This window comes from Escherichia ruysiae (genome assembly GCF_031323975.1).
In the GTDB taxonomy this organism is placed as follows: Bacteria; Pseudomonadota; Gammaproteobacteria; order Enterobacterales; family Enterobacteriaceae; genus Escherichia; species Escherichia ruysiae.
Genome location: NZ_JAVIWS010000001.1, coordinates 2,155,788 through 2,172,036, shown reverse-complemented (window position 1 = coordinate 2,172,036; position 16,249 = coordinate 2,155,788). Strand labels below are relative to the sequence as shown.

Annotated in this window: 12 protein-coding genes, 3 tRNA genes and 1 pseudogene; 12 read left to right on the top strand and 4 right to left on the bottom strand. The window is 52.9% G+C overall.

Features of this window, described 5'->3' with window-relative positions:
- Positions 1-18 precede the first annotated feature (18 nt).
- Positions 19-1,521: a glutamate/gamma-aminobutyrate family transporter YjeM gene (gene yjeM, locus RGV86_RS10695; protein WP_024212636.1), complete on the top strand. Its 1,503-nt coding sequence runs from the start codon at positions 19-21 to the stop codon at positions 1,519-1,521.
- A gap of 149 nt (positions 1,522-1,670) precedes the next feature.
- Here yjeM and mscM read toward each other — a convergent pair.
- The 3 genes and pseudogenes from mscM to rsgA form a co-directional block, all read right to left on the bottom strand.
- Positions 1,671-4,993, bottom strand: a pseudogene (gene mscM / locus RGV86_RS10690) (miniconductance mechanosensitive channel MscM).
- A 21-nt stretch (positions 4,994-5,014) separates the two neighbouring features.
- Positions 5,015-5,983 carry an archaetidylserine decarboxylase gene (asd, locus tag RGV86_RS10685; protein WP_000934903.1) on the bottom strand — a complete coding sequence of 323 codons (969 nt, stop codon included), beginning with the start codon at positions 5,981-5,983 and terminating at the stop codon, positions 5,015-5,017.
- 96 nt (positions 5,984-6,079) lie between these two features.
- On the bottom strand, positions 6,080-7,132 hold the full coding sequence (gene rsgA, locus RGV86_RS10680) for a small ribosomal subunit biogenesis GTPase RsgA (protein ID WP_000041984.1): 1,053 nt from the start codon (positions 7,130-7,132) through the stop codon (positions 6,080-6,082).
- A gap of 95 nt (positions 7,133-7,227) precedes the next feature.
- Between rsgA and orn the strand changes: the two genes are divergently transcribed.
- The 5 genes from orn to RGV86_RS10655 all read left to right on the top strand — a co-directional run bounded on the left by orn (position 7,228) and on the right by RGV86_RS10655 (position 8,568).
- Positions 7,228-7,773: an oligoribonuclease gene (orn, locus tag RGV86_RS10675; RefSeq protein WP_001275617.1), complete on the top strand. Its 546-nt coding sequence runs from the start codon at positions 7,228-7,230 to the stop codon at positions 7,771-7,773.
- Between the two features lie 210 nt (positions 7,774-7,983).
- Positions 7,984-8,059: transfer RNA gene (locus RGV86_RS10670), tRNA-Gly, on the top strand.
- 35 nt (positions 8,060-8,094) lie between these two features.
- A tRNA-Gly gene (locus tag RGV86_RS10665) sits at positions 8,095-8,170 on the top strand.
- A gap of 35 nt (positions 8,171-8,205) precedes the next feature.
- Positions 8,206-8,281 (top strand) — tRNA-Gly (locus RGV86_RS10660).
- A 233-nt stretch (positions 8,282-8,514) separates the two neighbouring features.
- Complete coding sequence (locus RGV86_RS10655) at positions 8,515-8,568, top strand: hypothetical protein (protein ID WP_105285681.1); 54 nt, start codon at positions 8,515-8,517, stop codon at positions 8,566-8,568.
- On the opposite strand, the gene queG is transcribed toward RGV86_RS10655, so the two are convergent.
- Positions 8,551-9,690 (bottom strand): tRNA epoxyqueuosine(34) reductase QueG, encoded by a 1,140-nt coding sequence (gene queG, locus RGV86_RS10650; RefSeq protein ID WP_085461250.1) that lies wholly within the window; start codon positions 9,688-9,690, stop codon positions 8,551-8,553. The genes RGV86_RS10655 and queG overlap by 18 nt on opposite strands.
- Here queG and nnr point away from each other — a divergent pair.
- From nnr to hfq, 6 genes are all read left to right on the top strand, one after another.
- Positions 9,689-11,236 carry a bifunctional ADP-dependent NAD(P)H-hydrate dehydratase/NAD(P)H-hydrate epimerase gene (gene nnr, locus RGV86_RS10645; protein ID WP_077629730.1) on the top strand — a complete coding sequence of 516 codons (1,548 nt, stop codon included), beginning with the start codon at positions 9,689-9,691 and terminating at the stop codon, positions 11,234-11,236. The two genes, queG and nnr, sit on opposite strands and share 2 nt — an antisense overlap.
- A complete protein-coding gene (gene tsaE, locus RGV86_RS10640; protein WP_000981977.1) occupies positions 11,208-11,669 on the top strand; it encodes a tRNA (adenosine(37)-N6)-threonylcarbamoyltransferase complex ATPase subunit type 1 TsaE in 462 nt (153 codons plus the stop codon). The genes nnr and tsaE overlap by 29 nt, the downstream gene beginning before the upstream one ends.
- A gap of 17 nt (positions 11,670-11,686) precedes the next feature.
- Complete coding sequence (amiB, locus tag RGV86_RS10635) at positions 11,687-13,024, top strand: N-acetylmuramoyl-L-alanine amidase AmiB (RefSeq protein ID WP_000990342.1); 1,338 nt, start codon at positions 11,687-11,689, stop codon at positions 13,022-13,024.
- Positions 13,025-13,033: 9 nt separating this feature from the next.
- Positions 13,034-14,881, top strand: coding sequence for a DNA mismatch repair endonuclease MutL (gene mutL, locus RGV86_RS10630; RefSeq protein WP_085461249.1), 1,848 nt, complete (start codon positions 13,034-13,036; stop codon positions 14,879-14,881).
- The gene (gene miaA / locus RGV86_RS10625; protein WP_309508374.1) at positions 14,874-15,824 is read left to right on the top strand and encodes a tRNA (adenosine(37)-N6)-dimethylallyltransferase MiaA; all 951 of its coding nucleotides are present in this window, start codon (positions 14,874-14,876) and stop codon (positions 15,822-15,824) included. Before mutL ends, miaA begins: the two co-directional genes overlap by 8 nt.
- An 85-nt stretch (positions 15,825-15,909) precedes the next feature.
- Complete coding sequence (hfq, locus tag RGV86_RS10620; RefSeq protein WP_001051883.1) at positions 15,910-16,218, top strand: RNA chaperone Hfq; 309 nt, start codon at positions 15,910-15,912, stop codon at positions 16,216-16,218.
- Positions 16,219-16,249: the final 31 nt, after the last annotated feature.

The window sequence follows — 16,249 nt, the reverse complement described above, 5'->3', positions numbered from 1 at the left end:
GAAATGAAGGATGATTTCATGCCTCACACGATAAAAAAGATGAGTCTAATTGGACTCATACTGATGATCTTTACTTCAGTATTCGGTTTTGCGAATAGCCCTTCGGCTTATTATTTAATGGGATATAGTGCGATTCCGTGGTATATATTTTCTGCATTATTATTCTTTATTCCATTCGCCTTAATGATGGCTGAAATGGGGGCTGCCTATCGCAAAGAAGAGGGCGGTATCTATTCCTGGATGAATAATAGCGTTGGACCACGTTTTGCTTTCATCGGCACATTTATGTGGTTTTCCTCTTATATCATTTGGATGGTGAGTACCTCCGCTAAAGTCTGGGTGCCGTTTTCTACTTTCCTCTATGGTAGCGATATGACCCAGCACTGGCGCATTGCTGGGCTTGAGCCTACGCAGGTGGTTGGGCTGCTGGCTGTAGCATGGATGATTCTGGTTACCGTCGTTGCCTCGAAAGGGATTAATAAAATTGCCCGTATTACTGCGGTGGGCGGTATTGCAGTAATGTGTCTTAATTTAGTATTGCTGTTAGTAAGCATTACTATTTTGTTATTAAATGGTGGGCATTTCGCGCAGGATATTAATTTCCTGGCATCACCGAATCCGGGATATCAGTCCGGTCTGGCGATGTTATCTTTTGTCGTATTTGCCATTTTTGCTTATGGCGGAATTGAGGCTGTAGGTGGGCTGGTAGATAAAACGGAAAACCCAGAAAAGAACTTTGCTAAAGGTATTGTTTTTGCCGCTATTGTTATTTCAATCGGTTATTCGTTAGCAATATTCTTATGGGGCGTCAGCACTAACTGGCAGCAGGTATTAAGTAATGGTTCTGTTAACCTTGGTAATATTACTTATGTGCTGATGAAGAGCCTGGGGATGTCTCTGGGTAATGCACTGCATTTATCACCTGAAGCGTCATTGTCGCTGGGCGTATGGTTTGCGCGTATTACCGGACTTTCCATGTTCCTCGCCTATACCGGTGCGTTCTTTACGCTTTGCTACTCACCACTGAAAGCGATTATTCAAGGGACGCCGAAAGCCTTGTGGCCGGAGCCGATGACGCGCCTGAACGCCATGGGGATGCCATCCATTGCTATGTGGATGCAGTGTGGGTTGGTTACAGTCTTCATCCTGCTGGTTTCCTTTGGCGGTGGCACCGCATCGGCGTTCTTTAACAAGCTGACGCTGATGGCGAACGTTTCCATGACCATTCCATATCTGTTCCTCGCGCTGGCTTTCCCGTTCTTTAAAGCGCGTCAGGATCTCGACAGACCGTTTGTGATTTTCAAAACGCATATGTCGGCAATGATCGCAACTGTGGTTGTTGTACTGGTGGTGACATTTGCGAACGTCTTCACCATCATTCAGCCTGTAGTTGAAGCCGGAGACTGGGACAGCACATTGTGGATGATTGGCGGGCCTGTCTTCTTCTCGCTGTTAGCGATGGCGATTTACCAGAACTATTGCAGCCGCATGGCGAATCAGCCTCAGTTAACTTTAGATTGATTATCTGCAATAACAACTCATCGCCAGTCCGGCGATGAGTTGTCAGGAAGAAATGCGTTATGGATGATACTCTCCGGAGCCGGAGATAACTGAAGATGAAGTTAAGCTGCTAAATTAGCCACGTTGGCGTCATTTGGCAGCTTCACACATTACAAACTTCCCGCCTGGCGACGTCTACCCGCAGAAGTTAATGTCCTTCCCGTTTGTTTACCGTTCAGACTTTCCAGACGCATCTGGAAAGGCGGGAATGGCATATCGATACCGTGGGCGTGGAAGCCTGCCAGAATCAGCTGGTGGATCTCATGGCGTAGCGGCATACGGTGACCCATCTCAGCGGCGTAAATACGCAGCTCGAAAATCTGAATCCCCTGTTGCAGATCCACCAGGAAGACTTCCGGTGCCGGATTGTCGATCACCAGCGAGCAGCGACGTGCTGCGGTGAGCAGGATCTCCGTCACTTCTTCACTGTTGGCATCGGCAGGAGCCGGAATCGTCAACACCACGCGTGTGACTGAGTCAGAGAGCGACCAGTTGATAAACTGCTCGGTAATAAATGCCTTGTTCGGCACGATAATCTCTTTACGGTCCCAGTCGCTGATGGTGGTGGCGCGGGTGTTAATTTTCGTCACGCTACCAGTGAGATCGCGAATCGTCACCGTATCGCCAATGCGAATCGGTTTTTCGAACAGGATAATCAGGCCAGAGATAAAGTTGGCGAAAATCTCCTGCAAACCAAAACCGAGACCAACACCGAGCGCAGCGACCAGCCACTGCAATTTCGACCACTCAATACCAATCATCGAGAAGCCGACCAGCCCGCCAATCAGCATCAGCAGATATTTGGTGATGGTGGTGATGGCGTAGCCCGTACCCGGCGTTAAATCGAGGTGCTGCAAAATTGCCAGCTCCAGCAGCGCGGGCAGGTTGCGCACAAGCTGCGTGGTGATAATAAATACCAGAATGGCAATCAGCACCGCACCGAGGGTAATCGGTTCCAGACTTTCCACGCCCTGCACTGTTGATGTGACATCCCATAGCGAAATATTTTCGAGGAAGCCAAAAGCAGAATGGATTTCTGACCACAGCACGATGACCGAAAGCAGGGCGATCAGCATCAGGATTGAACGCACCAACCGCAAGGATTGCGCGCTGATAGCATCGAGATCGACTTCGCTTTCATCGACTTCAATTGCCCCTTCCGGGCTACTGTGATGATGCGCTTCTTCTTCTCCACGCGCACGTTGCGCTAACATCTCTGCCCGTCGATGCTTCGCCCGGTCAAACGCCAGCCTGCGGCGCTGGATCAGCATCCAGCGGCGGATAACGTGATAAACCACCAGCAACAGGAACCAGATGGCGACCGACGTTTCCAGCCTTGCCAGCAGAGCTTGCGCCGTTGCCAGATAACCCACCGCAGCGGCGAGAATAGCGACCAGCGGCGCGCCAATCATCATGTTCCACAACATATGGTTGGCAATATTGTCACCGCTACCTTCTTTGTTGAGATACAGCGGGATACCGGCTTTTTTCAGGCTGAGTGTGACTACCGCCAATGCACCGCAAATGAGGATAAAGCAAAGACGGCCCAGCGAACCGGAAAACTCGCGGTCGTCGAGATTATCGAACATCATCAGCGCCATAATCAGCGGCACAATAAGCCCGATGCTCATCAGATAGTAGCGCATCCCACGGGAAACCCGTTCGCGCGGCCAGCCAAAATGAGCGATAAACAAGCCGTTCGGGCGGGCAAAGGTGGCGCAAATCATCACTACCCACAGCAATGGCACGGTGGCCGTAACGCCATCGCCAATCGCCACCGCCAGCGGATAAGGCCACGCCTCGCGCAGCCCGTAGCCGAGCGTCATCCACAGCACTGGCAGCGGTGACGCGACGAGAATCGACCAGAAAAGAGTGCGTAACGTCAGCCAGAAGTGATCCTGAGTCACTTTGCCGACTTTCGCCGCCGAACGTTCAAGAAAACGGGTGAAATAGCGGCGCGAGTAAATACTGCAACCGACCAGAATCAACGCGCCAAACAGTGGCAAAATCGTCTCTTTGCTGGTCAGCATCATCATGGTGGCTTTACCCAACTGACTGAAGGTGTCCAGCGAGATCAGACGGCGTAGATCCTGGGCGATTTCCAGCGGCCAGGCGATGGTCATCGGGCGCACATCAGAAGTCCAGAACAGATAGCGGTGCGTCGCTTCATTGACCTCTTTCAGTGCATCTTCCAGTTGTCCGTTGGAGACTTTCAGCTTGGTCAGTTCAAGCAGTAGCGTGTCGCCACCCTGGAGTAAGGAGTTCAGTAACTCACGCTGAGTGCGTAGCTGTGCTTCCAGAATACGGTTTTGCTCGGCGGTCAGCGGCTGACCGTCGGCCTGATGGATTTGCCGTAGCAGCGGCTGTTTATTGAGGAGATCCTCATAACGTAACCGTTGCACGCGCAACTGCGCCATTTCAGTATCCAGTTGCTGCGGTTTGGGCATTTCCGGCAGTCGTGCCACTTGTGCCCGCAGTGCTTCGCCGAGCAGGTTTGACGAACCCAGCCATTGTGATTGTTCGCGTAGCGTATTCAGCGCCTGCCGAACCTGCAACGTCTGGCTGGTAGCCTGACGTTGCTGTGAAGCGACGAGATCCATCCGCTGCGCCTGCTGATTCAACGCCGCCGACAGCTCGCGGTTAATTTTGAATTGAGCGACGATATCTTTCGGCAAATCGGCACTGCTTTCTGCCAGTAATTCGGTGCTTTCCAGCGCCCGTTCCGCTTCCAGTTGGCGTTGGCTATTCAACTGGTTACGCAATGCCTGCAAATACGCATCCAGTTGTTGACTCTCTTTTTCTGCCAGTGCGAACGCAGACGCGCCAGTTCCTGACGATTATTGGCAGAAAGTTGCGCCAGTTCGAGTTCATCGACCAATGACTTCAAACGCGCGGAGTCGGCCTGCAACGCGAAATTTTGCGCCTGATTAAGCGGACTATTTCCCGTAAGTGTCCCGAGACGACGCTCGATTTCATTCAACTGGCGGCGGGCGTCGGTTTGCTGTTGCGGTAGTTGATTTAGTGAATCCGCAATCTCGCGGGCGCGCTCCTGTTCTTGCTGAGCCTGACGGCTTTTATCCAGCAATTGACTACTGACCTGGAGAATTTCCTGATTCAGCGCGTCGGTAGACATCCCCGGCGACACACTGCGCGGCTCATCACGCATGTTGTTCAACTGTGCGCGCAGAGTAGCGGAGAGTTTCGGGTAATTATCGATAACTTGCTGATATTGCTTGATGCGCTCAAGGGAGCTTTTTTGCTCCTCAAGCGCATTTAAGGCGGACTGGAGCGCCTCTACGACTTCTGGCTGCGCGGGCTTCGCCGCTTTTGCCTGCTCCAGTTCTTGTGAGATTTGTTTACTATCGGGGGCCGTCGCGGCGTACGCCCCCCAACTGAGGCACCAGGCCATCAGAAAAGTGATAATCAGGCGCACGTCAGCGTTTCCTTTGATGGATTAGACCTGGTCTTTTTTGTCGTCAACCAATGGGCTGGCGTCGTGTTCTGCCTCGATCTCTTCAGCAGGAAGCGGGGCTGGTTCAGCTTCTGGCGTAACAAAGGTTTCGGTAGATACTGCCAGCGGCTGACCAATTTTCGTGACAGACAGGCTTGCCAGTTGCTCAACCAGATTCACTTTACCTGGCGCAAACAAGTTGATAACGGTAGAGCCGAGTTTAAAGCGACCCATTTCCTGGCCTTTCAGCAGTGCCACCGAACCGTCGTTTTCCCCGGCAGGCCAGGTCCAGCGTTTGATGATGCCTTCGCGCGGCGGCGTAATGGTGCCAGCCCAGACAGTTTCAATGCTGCCAACAATCGTCGCCCCGACCAGAATCTGCGCCATCGGGCCAAATTCGGTATCGAACAGGCAGATTACGCGTTCGTTACGGGCAAACAGATTTGGCACGTTCTGGGCAGTGAGATGGTTAACGGAGAAGAGATCGCCCGGCACGTAGATCATCTCACGCAGGATACCGTTGCATGGCATATGTACGCGGTGATAGTCACGCGGGGAGAGGTAAGTGGTCACAAACGTACCATTACGGAAGAGATCCGCCATCAGGTAGTTACCCGCCAGCAGGGCTTCGAGGCTGTAGTTGTGGCCTTTCGCTTGCAAGATTTTATCTTCTTCGATTTTACCTAACTGGCTAATAACGCCATCGGCAGGCATGACCAGGACATTGGGATCGGTATCGATTGGGCGCACATCGTCACGCAACGGACGGACAAAAAATTCGTTAAAGGTGCGGTAACTGGCGGTGTCCGGTTTCTGCGCCTCTTTCATGTCGACCTTGTAGTATTTAACGAACAGATCGATAACCAGTTTTGTCAGCCATCCTGCCCGCTTGCTTGCGCCCCAACCCGCCAGGCGAGTAAGCCATAGTTTTGGCAGAATGTACTGTAGCGAAAGTTTAAATGAATTTAACAAGGTAGCCTCCAGGCCATTGTTTTGTCGTTCCTGATCCGGCGTTCATGCCGGATCCTGAAAAAAAGGGGACGATTCTAACGACGGTTAGCTTAATTGTCAGTCATCCGTATCAGAAAAGTTTTTACGCGTTTTTACCTGCGCCATGCTTTCCAGAATACGGTGATAGTTTTCGAAACGAGTTTCCGCGATTTTCCCCTCATCAACCGCTTCACGGATTGCGCAGCCCGGATCGGTATCGTGTTTGCAATCGCGATATTTACACAGGCCTAAGTAATCATGAAATTCGACAAAGCCTTGAGTGATTTGTTCCGGCGCCAGGTGCCAGAGGCCGAATTCACGCACGCCAGGGGAATCAATCACATCGCCTCCGTGCGGGAAGTGATACAGCCGGGCAGCAGTGGTGGTGTGCTGGCCGAGACCGGAGTTGTCTGAGACATCGTTGGTCAGGATCTCTTTTTGCAGACCCAGCAGCGCGTTAAGCAGACTCGATTTGCCGACGCCGGACTGTCCGGCAAAAATGCTGATGCGCCCGGTCAACGCCTCTTCCAGCGGTTTCAGCCCATCCTGAGTATGACTGGAAACCATCAATACGCGATAACCGATATTGCGGTAGATATCCATCTGTTCGTTGACGAATGCCATGCCTTCGTCGTCCAGCAGATCTATCTTGTTGAGCACAATAATCGGCTCAATCTGCAAGGTTTCGCAGGCCACCAGGTAACGGTCGATAATATTGAGCGACAGCTCCGGCAAAATGGCGGAGACAATAACAATCTGGTCGATGTTGGCGGCAATAGGTTTCACGCCGTCGTAAAAATCCGGGCGCGTCAACACTGAGGTGCGCTCATGTACTGCTTCCACGATCCCTTTGACATTTACGCCTTCCGCCGCCGGTTTACCCGGACGCCAGACCACGCGATCGCCGGTCACCAGCGAACGGATAGTACGGCGAATATTGCAGCGGTGAACTTCGCCGTCTGCGGATTCCACATCAGCGTGCATACCAAAACGGCTGATGACGATACCTTCATCAGGCTCGCCAAACAGATTGTCGTCGTAGTCGGGCTTCTCCTTAGACGTTTTAAGACGACGCTGGTGATTGGCGTTCACACGGCGCTGTTGGCCTTTGGAGAGTTTATTTTTACTCAATCGTACTGACTCCTGGTCGCCCCTGATGGGCAAAACATCTATGATACACGCAATTGTGGATCAATATAGTCACTGTGAATGGGTGGAAAAATAGCATGAGTGCCAATGAAAACAACCTGATTTGGATCGATCTTGAGATGACCGGTCTGGATCCCGAGCGCGATCGCATTATTGAGATTGCCACGCTGGTGACCGATGCCAACCTGAATATTCTGGCGGAAGGGCCGACCATTGCAGTACACCAGTCTGATGAACAACTGGCGTTGATGGATGACTGGAATGTCCGTACCCATACCGCCAGTGGGCTGGTGGAGCGCGTGAAGGCGAGCACAATGGGCGATCGCGAAGCAGAACTGGCGACGCTCGAGTTCTTAAAAGAGTGGGTGCCTGCGGGGAAATCGCCAATTTGTGGTAACAGCATCGGTCAGGATCGTCGCTTCCTGTTTAAATATATGCCGGAACTGGAAGCCTACTTCCACTACCGTTATCTCGATGTCAGCACCCTGAAAGAGCTGGCGCGCCGCTGGAAGCCGGAAATTCTTGATGGTTTTACCAAGCAGGGGACGCATCAGGCGATGGATGATATCCGTGAATCGGTGGCGGAGCTGGCTTACTACCGCGAGCATTTTATCAAGCTGTAAAACTTTGCCTGGTCACGTAACCGCCGGAATCCACTTGCGGCGGCGTGGGTTTGGCGCTAAATTGAACGTCTTGCTGATAATTTCAGCACTTGAGTTAAAAACTCAAAAAAAATTTTTTAGGGGGGTTGCAGAGGGAAAGATTTCTCGTATAATGCGCCTCCCGTAACGACGCAGAAATGCGAAAATTACGAAAGCAAAATTAAGTAGTACGCGGGAATAGCTCAGTTGGTAGAGCACGACCTTGCCAAGGTCGGGGTCGCGAGTTCGAGTCTCGTTTCCCGCTCCAAAATTTGAAAGTGTTGTAAAGCACAGACCACCCAAGCGGGAATAGCTCAGTTGGTAGAGCACGACCTTGCCAAGGTCGGGGTCGCGAGTTCGAGTCTCGTTTCCCGCTCCAAAATTTGAAAGTGCTGTAAAGCACAGACCACCCAAGCGGGAATAGCTCAGTTGGTAGAGCACGACCTTGCCAAGGTCGGGGTCGCGAGTTCGAGTCTCGTTTCCCGCTCCAAATTCTCCTCTCAATAAACTATCCACAGCGACGCAATGCGTTATTGCTGGTTTTTGTTGTCTCTGACAAACTCTTGTAAACAGAGTTATCCACAGGTTCAGGCTGTAATCTTAATTTCAGAAAAACTTCGCACGGTGAATAGTAAATTATTAACGTGTTGATATTTAAATTGAAAATTAAGGTTTCGATTTGTCGTATTGATCGCTTGACGATTTTTTCCGGCTTGAATTGCAATGCGTTTTTATTTTTATTCACAAGCTGTGGATGAATCAGGCGTCGCGTGGTAAGCCCTTTTCAATCACCCGAACAAGACGCTGTTTTTTCGGTAGTTGAACCTCAACCACGCAGGCATTTCGTCGCTCGATTTGCTGCGTAATCGCCCACGCTATGTGTTCATCAAGAAGTGGATGCTCACCTTTACGACTTTCCAACGCCGTCAGAATCGCTTCATCCCAGGGCGCATTGCCTAATGCCACGGCGATATTACGCAGCCAGCGCAGGTGGCCTATACGGCGAATCGCCGAACCTTCCGTTATTTTTAAAAACTTCTCTTCGCTCCAGGCGAATAACTCAATGAGTTCCGGTGCGTGTAGTGGCTTGCGCGGGTTGAAATCATCTTCAGTTGTCAGTTGCGAATAGCGATTCCACGGGCAGATAAGCTGACAGTCATCGCAGCCGTAAATACGGTTTCCCATTAATGGGCGTAACTCTTTCGGGATTGCCCCTTCCAGTTCGATGGTGAGATAAGAGATACAGCGGCGAGCATCAACGGTATATGGCTCGACAATGGCGCCGGTCGGGCAAATCGTCATACAGGCCACGCATTTACCGCATCCTTCCTCGACTGGTTGATCTACCGGTAACGGAATATCAACCAGCAGTTCGCCTAAAAAGAAGAACGAGCCGGCTTCGCGATTGAGGATAAGTGAGTGCTTACCTGTCCAGCCAAGTCCCGCTTTTTCAGCCAGCGGGCGCTCAAGAACAGGCGCAGAATCGACAAACGGTCTAAAATTCAGCGAAACACAATGTTGCTGAATCATCTCGCCCAGCTTTTTGAGTCGGTTGCGCAGAAGTTTGTGGTAGTCACGACCCAGCGCATAACGGCTAACATAGCCGAGTTTGGGATTTTTCAGCGTGCTGGCAAATGCGGCGTTGGCAGGCAGGTAGTTCATCCGCACGCTGATCACGCGCAGCGTACCGGGCAATAACTCGTGGGGGCGGGCGCGCAGCATACCGTGACGCGCCATCCAGTCCATTTCGCCGTGGTATTGTTTGTCCAGCCATGCTTGCAGTTTTGGCTCGGACTCGCTGAGATCGGTATCGGTAATACCCACCTGCTGAAAGCCCAGTTCCAGCCCCCACTGTTTAATTTTTTGCGCTAACTGATTGAGATCGAGGGGCTCTGACATGACGGACCATACAATGAAGAAAAACCCCGTAAGTATACCACACACCGTCTGGCACGCCGACGATATCCGACGTGGCGAACGCGAAGCGGCAGATGCGCTGGGGCTAACGCTTTATGAACTGATGCTTCGTGCGGGTGAAGCCGCGTTTCAGGTGTGTCGTACCGCTTATCCTGACGCCCGCCACTGGCTGGTGCTGTGCGGTCATGGCAATAATGGCGGCGATGGCTACGTGGTCGCGCGGTTGGCAAAAGCGGTCGGTATTGAGGTTACGTTACTGGCCCAGGAGAGCGACAAACCGTTACCGGAAGAGGCTGCGCTGGCACGCGAAGCATGGTTAAACGCGGGAGGCGAGATCCATGCCTCGAATATTGTCTGGCCTGCGCCGGTGGATTTGATCGTTGATGCGCTGCTCGGCACAGGATTGCAGCAAGCACCCCGCGAATCTGTTAGCCAATTAATCGACCATGCTAATTCCCATCCGGCGCCGATTGTGGCGGTTGATATCCCTTCCGGCCTGCTGGCAGAAACCGGCGCCACGCCAGGCGCGGTGATCAACGCCGCTCACACCATCACCTTTATTGCCCTTAAACCTGGTTTGTTAACCGGCAAAGCACGGGATGTTACCGGGCAACTGCATTTTGACTCGCTGGGACTGGACAGTTGGCTGGCAGGTCAGGAGACGAAAATTCAGCGGTTTTCGGCAGAACAACTTTCTCACTGGCTGAAACCGCGTCGCCCGACTTCGCATAAAGGCGATCACGGGCGGCTGGTGATTATCGGTGGCGATCACGGCACGGCGGGGGCTATTCGTATGACGGGGGAAGCGGCGCTGCGTGCTGGCGCTGGTCTAGTCCGAGTACTGACCCGCAGTGAAAACATTGCGCCGCTGCTGACCGCACGACCGGAATTGATGGTGTACGAGTTGACGGAGAAATCTTTAACTGAAAGCCTGGAATGGGCCGATGTGGTGGTGATTGGCCCTGGTCTGGGCCAGCAAGAGTGGGGGAAAAAAGCCCTACAAAAAGTTGAGAGTTTTCGCAAACCGATGTTGTGGGATGCTGATGCATTGAACCTGCTGGCAATCAATCCCGATAAGCGTCACAATCGCGTGATCACGCCGCATCCTGGCGAGGCCGCACGGTTGTTGGGCTGTTCCGTTGCAGAAATTGAAAGTGACCGCTTACATTGCGCCCAACGTCTGGTACAACGTTATGGCGGCGTAGCGGTGCTGAAAGGTGCCGGAACCGTGGTCGCCGCCCATCCTGACGCTTTAGGCATTATTGATGCCGGAAATGCAGGGATGGCCAGCGGCGGCATGGGTGATGTGCTCTCTGGTATTATTGGCGCATTGCTTGGGCAAAAACTGTCGCCGTATGATGCAGCCTGTGCTGGCTGTATCGCACACGGCGCGGCGGCTGACGTGCTGGCGGCGCGTTTTGGTACGCGCGGGATGCTGGCAACCGATCTCTTTTCCACGCTACAGCGTATTGTTAACCCGGAAGTGACTGATAAAAACCATGATGAATCGAGTAATTCCGCTCCCTGATGAGCAGGCAACATTAGACCTGGGCGAGCGGGTAGCGAAAGCTTGCGATGGCGCAACCGTAATCTATCTGTATGGCGATTTAGGCGCAGGTAAAACCACCTTTAGCCGGGGCTTTTTACAGGCTCTGGGTCATCAGGGTAATGTCAAAAGCCCCACTTATACGCTGGTCGAACCCTATACGCTCGACAATTTAATGGTTTATCACTTTGATTTGTACCGCCTTGCCGATCCCGAGGAGCTGGAGTTTATGGGGATCCGCGATTATTTTGCCAACGATGCCATCTGCCTGGTGGAGTGGCCACAACAAGGTACAGGTGTTCTTCCTGACCCGGATGTCGAAATACACATTGATTATCAGGCACAAGGCCGTGAGGCGCGCGTGAGTGCGGTCTCCTCTGCGGGTGAATTGTTGCTGGCGCGTTTAGCCGGTTAACCTTTGAAGGTGGCGGGATGATGTATCGCATCAGAAATTGGTTGGTAGCGACGTTGGTGCTGCTGTGCGCGCAGGCTGGCGCCGCGACGCTCTCTGATATTCAGGTTTCTAATGGCAATCAACAGGCGCGGATAACGTTAAGTTTTATTGGCGATCCTGACTATGCATTTAGCCATCAAAGCAAACGCACCGTGGCGCTCGATATCAAACAAACGGGCGTGATTCAGGGGCTGCCGTTGTTGTTCAGCGGTAATAATCTGGTGAAGGCGATTCGCTCTGGAACGCCAAAAGATGCGCAAACGCTGCGGCTGGTGGTCGATCTCACCGAAAACGGTAAAACCGAAGCGGTGAAGCGGCAGAATGGCAGCAATTACACCGTCGTCTTTACGATTAATGCCGATGCGCCACCACCGCCTCCGCCGCCGCCCGTGGTTGCTAAACGTGTTGAAACGCCTGCGGTTGTCGCACCGCGCGTCAGCGAACCGGCGCGTAATCCGTTTAAAACCGAGAGCAACCGGGCTACGGGTGTCATCAGTAGCAATACGGTGACGCGTCCGGCAGCGCGCGCGACGGCTAACACTGGCGAAAAAATTGTCATCGCCATTGATGCCGGACACGGTGGTCAGGATCCTGGCGCTATCGGCCCTGGCGGTACGCGGGAGAAAAATGTCACCATCGCCATCGCGCGTAAATTGCGTACTTTGCTCAATGATGATCCGATGTTTAAGGGCGTTTTAACCCGTGACGGGGATTACTTTATCTCGGTGATGGGGCGCAGCGATGTGGCACGTAAGCAAAACGCCAATTTCCTTGTGTCGATTCACGCTGATGCCGCACCGAACCGCAGTGCTACCGGCGCTTCCGTGTGGGTGCTCTCTAACCGTCGCGCAAACAGTGAAATGGCAAGCTGGCTGGAACAGCACGAGAAACAGTCGGAGCTGCTGGGCGGGGCAGGCGATGTGCTGGCGAACAGTCAGTCTGACCCGTATTTAAGCCAGGCGGTGCTGGATTTACAGTTCGGTCATTCCCAGCGGGTAGGGTATGATGTGGCGACCAGTATGATCAGTCAGTTGCAACGCATTGGCGAAATACATAAACGTCGACCAGAACACGCCAGCCTTGGCGTTCTGCGTTCGCCGGATATCCCGTCAGTACTGGTCGAAACCGGTTTTATCAGCAACAACAGCGAAGAACGTTTGCTGGCGAGCGACGATTACCAACAACAGCTGGCAGAAGCCATTTACAAAGGCCTGCGCAATTACTTCCTTGCGCATCCGATGCAATCTGCGCCGCAGGGCGCAACGGCACAAACTGCCAGTACGGTGACGACACCAGATCGCACGCTGCCAAACTAAGGATAATTGATGCCAATTCAGGTCTTACCGCCACAACTGGCGAACCAGATTGCCGCAGGTGAGGTGGTCGAGCGACCTGCGTCGGTAGTCAAAGAACTGGTAGAAAACAGCCTCGATGCGGGTGCGACGCGCATCGATATTGATATCGAACGCGGTGGGGCGAAACTTATCCGCATTCGTGATAACGGCTGCGGTATCAAAAAAGATGAGCTGGCGCTGGCGCTGGCTCGTCATGCTACCAGTAAAATTGCCTCTCTGGACGATCTCGAAGCTATTATCAGCCTGGGTTTTCGCGGTGAGGCGCTGGCGAGTATCAGTTCGGTTTCCCGCCTGACGCTCACTTCGCGCACTGCGGAACAGCAGGAAGCCTGGCAGGCTTATGCCGAAGGGCGTGATATGGACGTGACGGTTAAACCAGCGGCGCATCCGGTGGGAACAACGCTGGAGGTGCTGGATCTGTTCTACAACACTCCGGCGCGGCGCAAATTCCTGCGCACCGAGAAAACCGAATTTAACCATATCGATGAAATCATCCGCCGCATTGCGCTGGCGCGTTTCGACGTCACTATCAACTTGTCGCATAACGGCAAAATTGTGCGCCAGTACCGCGCAGTGCCGGAAGGCGGGCAAAAAGAACGCCGTTTAGGGGCGATTTGTGGCACCGCTTTTCTCGAACATGCGCTGGCGATTGAATGGCAGCACGGCGATCTCACGCTGCGCGGCTGGGTGGCTGATCCGAATCACACCACGCCTGCACTGGCGGAAATTCAGTATTGCTACGTGAATGGGCGCATGATGCGCGATCGCCTGATCAATCATGCGATCCGCCAGGCCTGCGAAGACAAACTGGGCGCCGATCAGCAACCTGCGTTTGTGCTGTATCTGGAGATCGACCCGCATCAGGTGGACGTCAACGTGCACCCCGCCAAACACGAGGTGCGTTTCCATCAGTCGCGTCTGGTGCATGACTTTATCTATCAGGGCGTGCTGAGCGTGCTACAGCAGCAACTGGAAACGCCGCTACCGCTGGACGATGACCCCCAACCTGCACCGCGTGCCATTCCGGAAAACCGCGTGGCGGCGGGGCGCAATCACTTTGCAGAACCGGCAGTTCGTGAGCCGATAGCTCCACGCTACACTCCTGCGCCAGCATCAGGCAGTCGCCAGTCTGCTCCCTGGCCGAACGCGCAACCGGGCTACCAGAAACAGCAAGGCGAAGTGTATCGCCAGCTTTTGCAAACGCCTGCGCCGATGCTCAAACCAAAAGCGCCAGAACCGCAGGAACTTACGCTGGCATCGAATGGTCAAAGCTTTGGTCGGGTGTTGACTATCGTCAATTCCGACTGTGCGCTGCTGGAGCGTGACGGCAACATTTCACTTTTAGCCCTGGCGGTAGCGGAACGTTGGTTGCGTCAGATGCAACTGACGCCGGGTGAGGCGCCGGTTTGTGCCCAGCCGTTGCTTATTCCGTTGCGGCTAAAAGTCTCTGGCGAAGAAAAATCGGCATTAGAAAAAGCGCAGTCCGCTCTGGCGGAGTTAGGCATTGAATTTCAGTCTGATGCGCAGCATGTGACCATCAGAGCCGTGCCTTTACCCTTACGCCAACAAAATTTACAAATCTTGATTCCTGAACTGATAGGCTACCTGGCGAAGCAGTCCGTATTCGAACCTGGCAATATTGCGCAGTGGATTGCACGAAATCTGATGAGCGAACATGCACAGTGGTCAATGGCTCAGGCCATTACCCTGCTGGCGGATGTAGAACGGTTATGTCCGCAGCTTGTGAAAACGCCGCCGGGTGGTCTGTTACAATCTGTTGATTTACATCCGGCGATAAAAGCCCTGAAAGATGAGTGATATCAGTAAGGCGAGCCTGCCTAAGGCAATTTTTTTGATGGGGCCGACGGCCTCCGGTAAAACGGCGTTAGCCATTGAGCTGCGTAAAATTTTACCAGTAGAGTTGATAAGCGTTGATTCTGCCCTTATTTACAAAGGGATGGATATCGGGACGGCGAAGCCGAACGCTGAAGAGTTACTCGCCGCGCCGCACCGATTGCTGGATATTCGCGATCCGTCGCAGGCTTATTCGGCTGCTGATTTTCGTCGCGATGCGCTGGCGGAAATGGCCGATATCACGGCGGCGGGGCGAATCCCGCTGTTAGTGGGCGGTACGATGTTGTATTTCAAGGCGTTACTGGAGGGATTGTCGCCGCTACCGTCGGCGAACCCCGAAGTACGAGCCAGAATTGAGCAACAAGCGGCAGAGCAAGGTTGGGAGTCATTGCATCGTCAACTTCAGGAGATAGATCCTGTTGCGGCAGCAAGGATTCATCCAAATGATCCACAAAGGCTTTCCCGGGCACTGGAAGTTTTTTTCATTTCGGGTAAAACTTTAACGGAACTGACGCAAACGTCAGGAGACGCTCTACCGTATCAGGTGCATCAGTTCGCCATCGCCCCGGCGAGCCGTGAACTGCTCCATCAACGAATTGAGCAGCGTTTTCATCAGATGTTGGCTTCAGGTTTTGAAGCAGAAGTCCGGGCGCTTTTTGCCCGAGGAGATTTGCATACGGATTTGCCTTCCATTCGTTGCGTGGGTTATCGCCAGATGTGGTTTTACCTTGAAGGCGAAATCTCATACGATGAAATGGTTTATCGAGGTGTTTGCGCCACGAGACAGTTGGCGAAGCGGCAGATAACCTGGCTGCGTGGTTGGGAAGGGGTTCACTGGCTTGACAGTGAAAAACCAGAACAGGCGCGTGACGAAGTATTACAGGTTGTTGGTGCTATCGCAGGCTGAATGTGTACAATTGAGACGTATCGTGCGCAATTTTTTCAGAATCGAAAGGTTCAAAGTACAAATAAGCATATAAGGAAAAGAGAGAATGGCTAAGGGGCAATCTTTACAAGATCCGTTCCTGAACGCACTGCGTCGGGAACGTGTTCCAGTTTCTATTTATTTGGTGAATGGTATTAAGCTGCAAGGACAAATCGAGTCTTTTGATCAGTTCGTGATCCTGTTGAAAAACACGGTCAGCCAGATGGTTTATAAGCACGCGATTTCTACTGTTGTCCCGTCTCGCCCGGTTTCTCATCACAGTAACAACGCCGGTGGCGGTACTAGCAGTAACTACCATCATGGTAGCAGCGCGCAGAATACTTCCGCGCAACAGGACAGCGAAGAAACCGAATAAGGTTTCGGGCTGTTTTTTTTACACGGGGAGC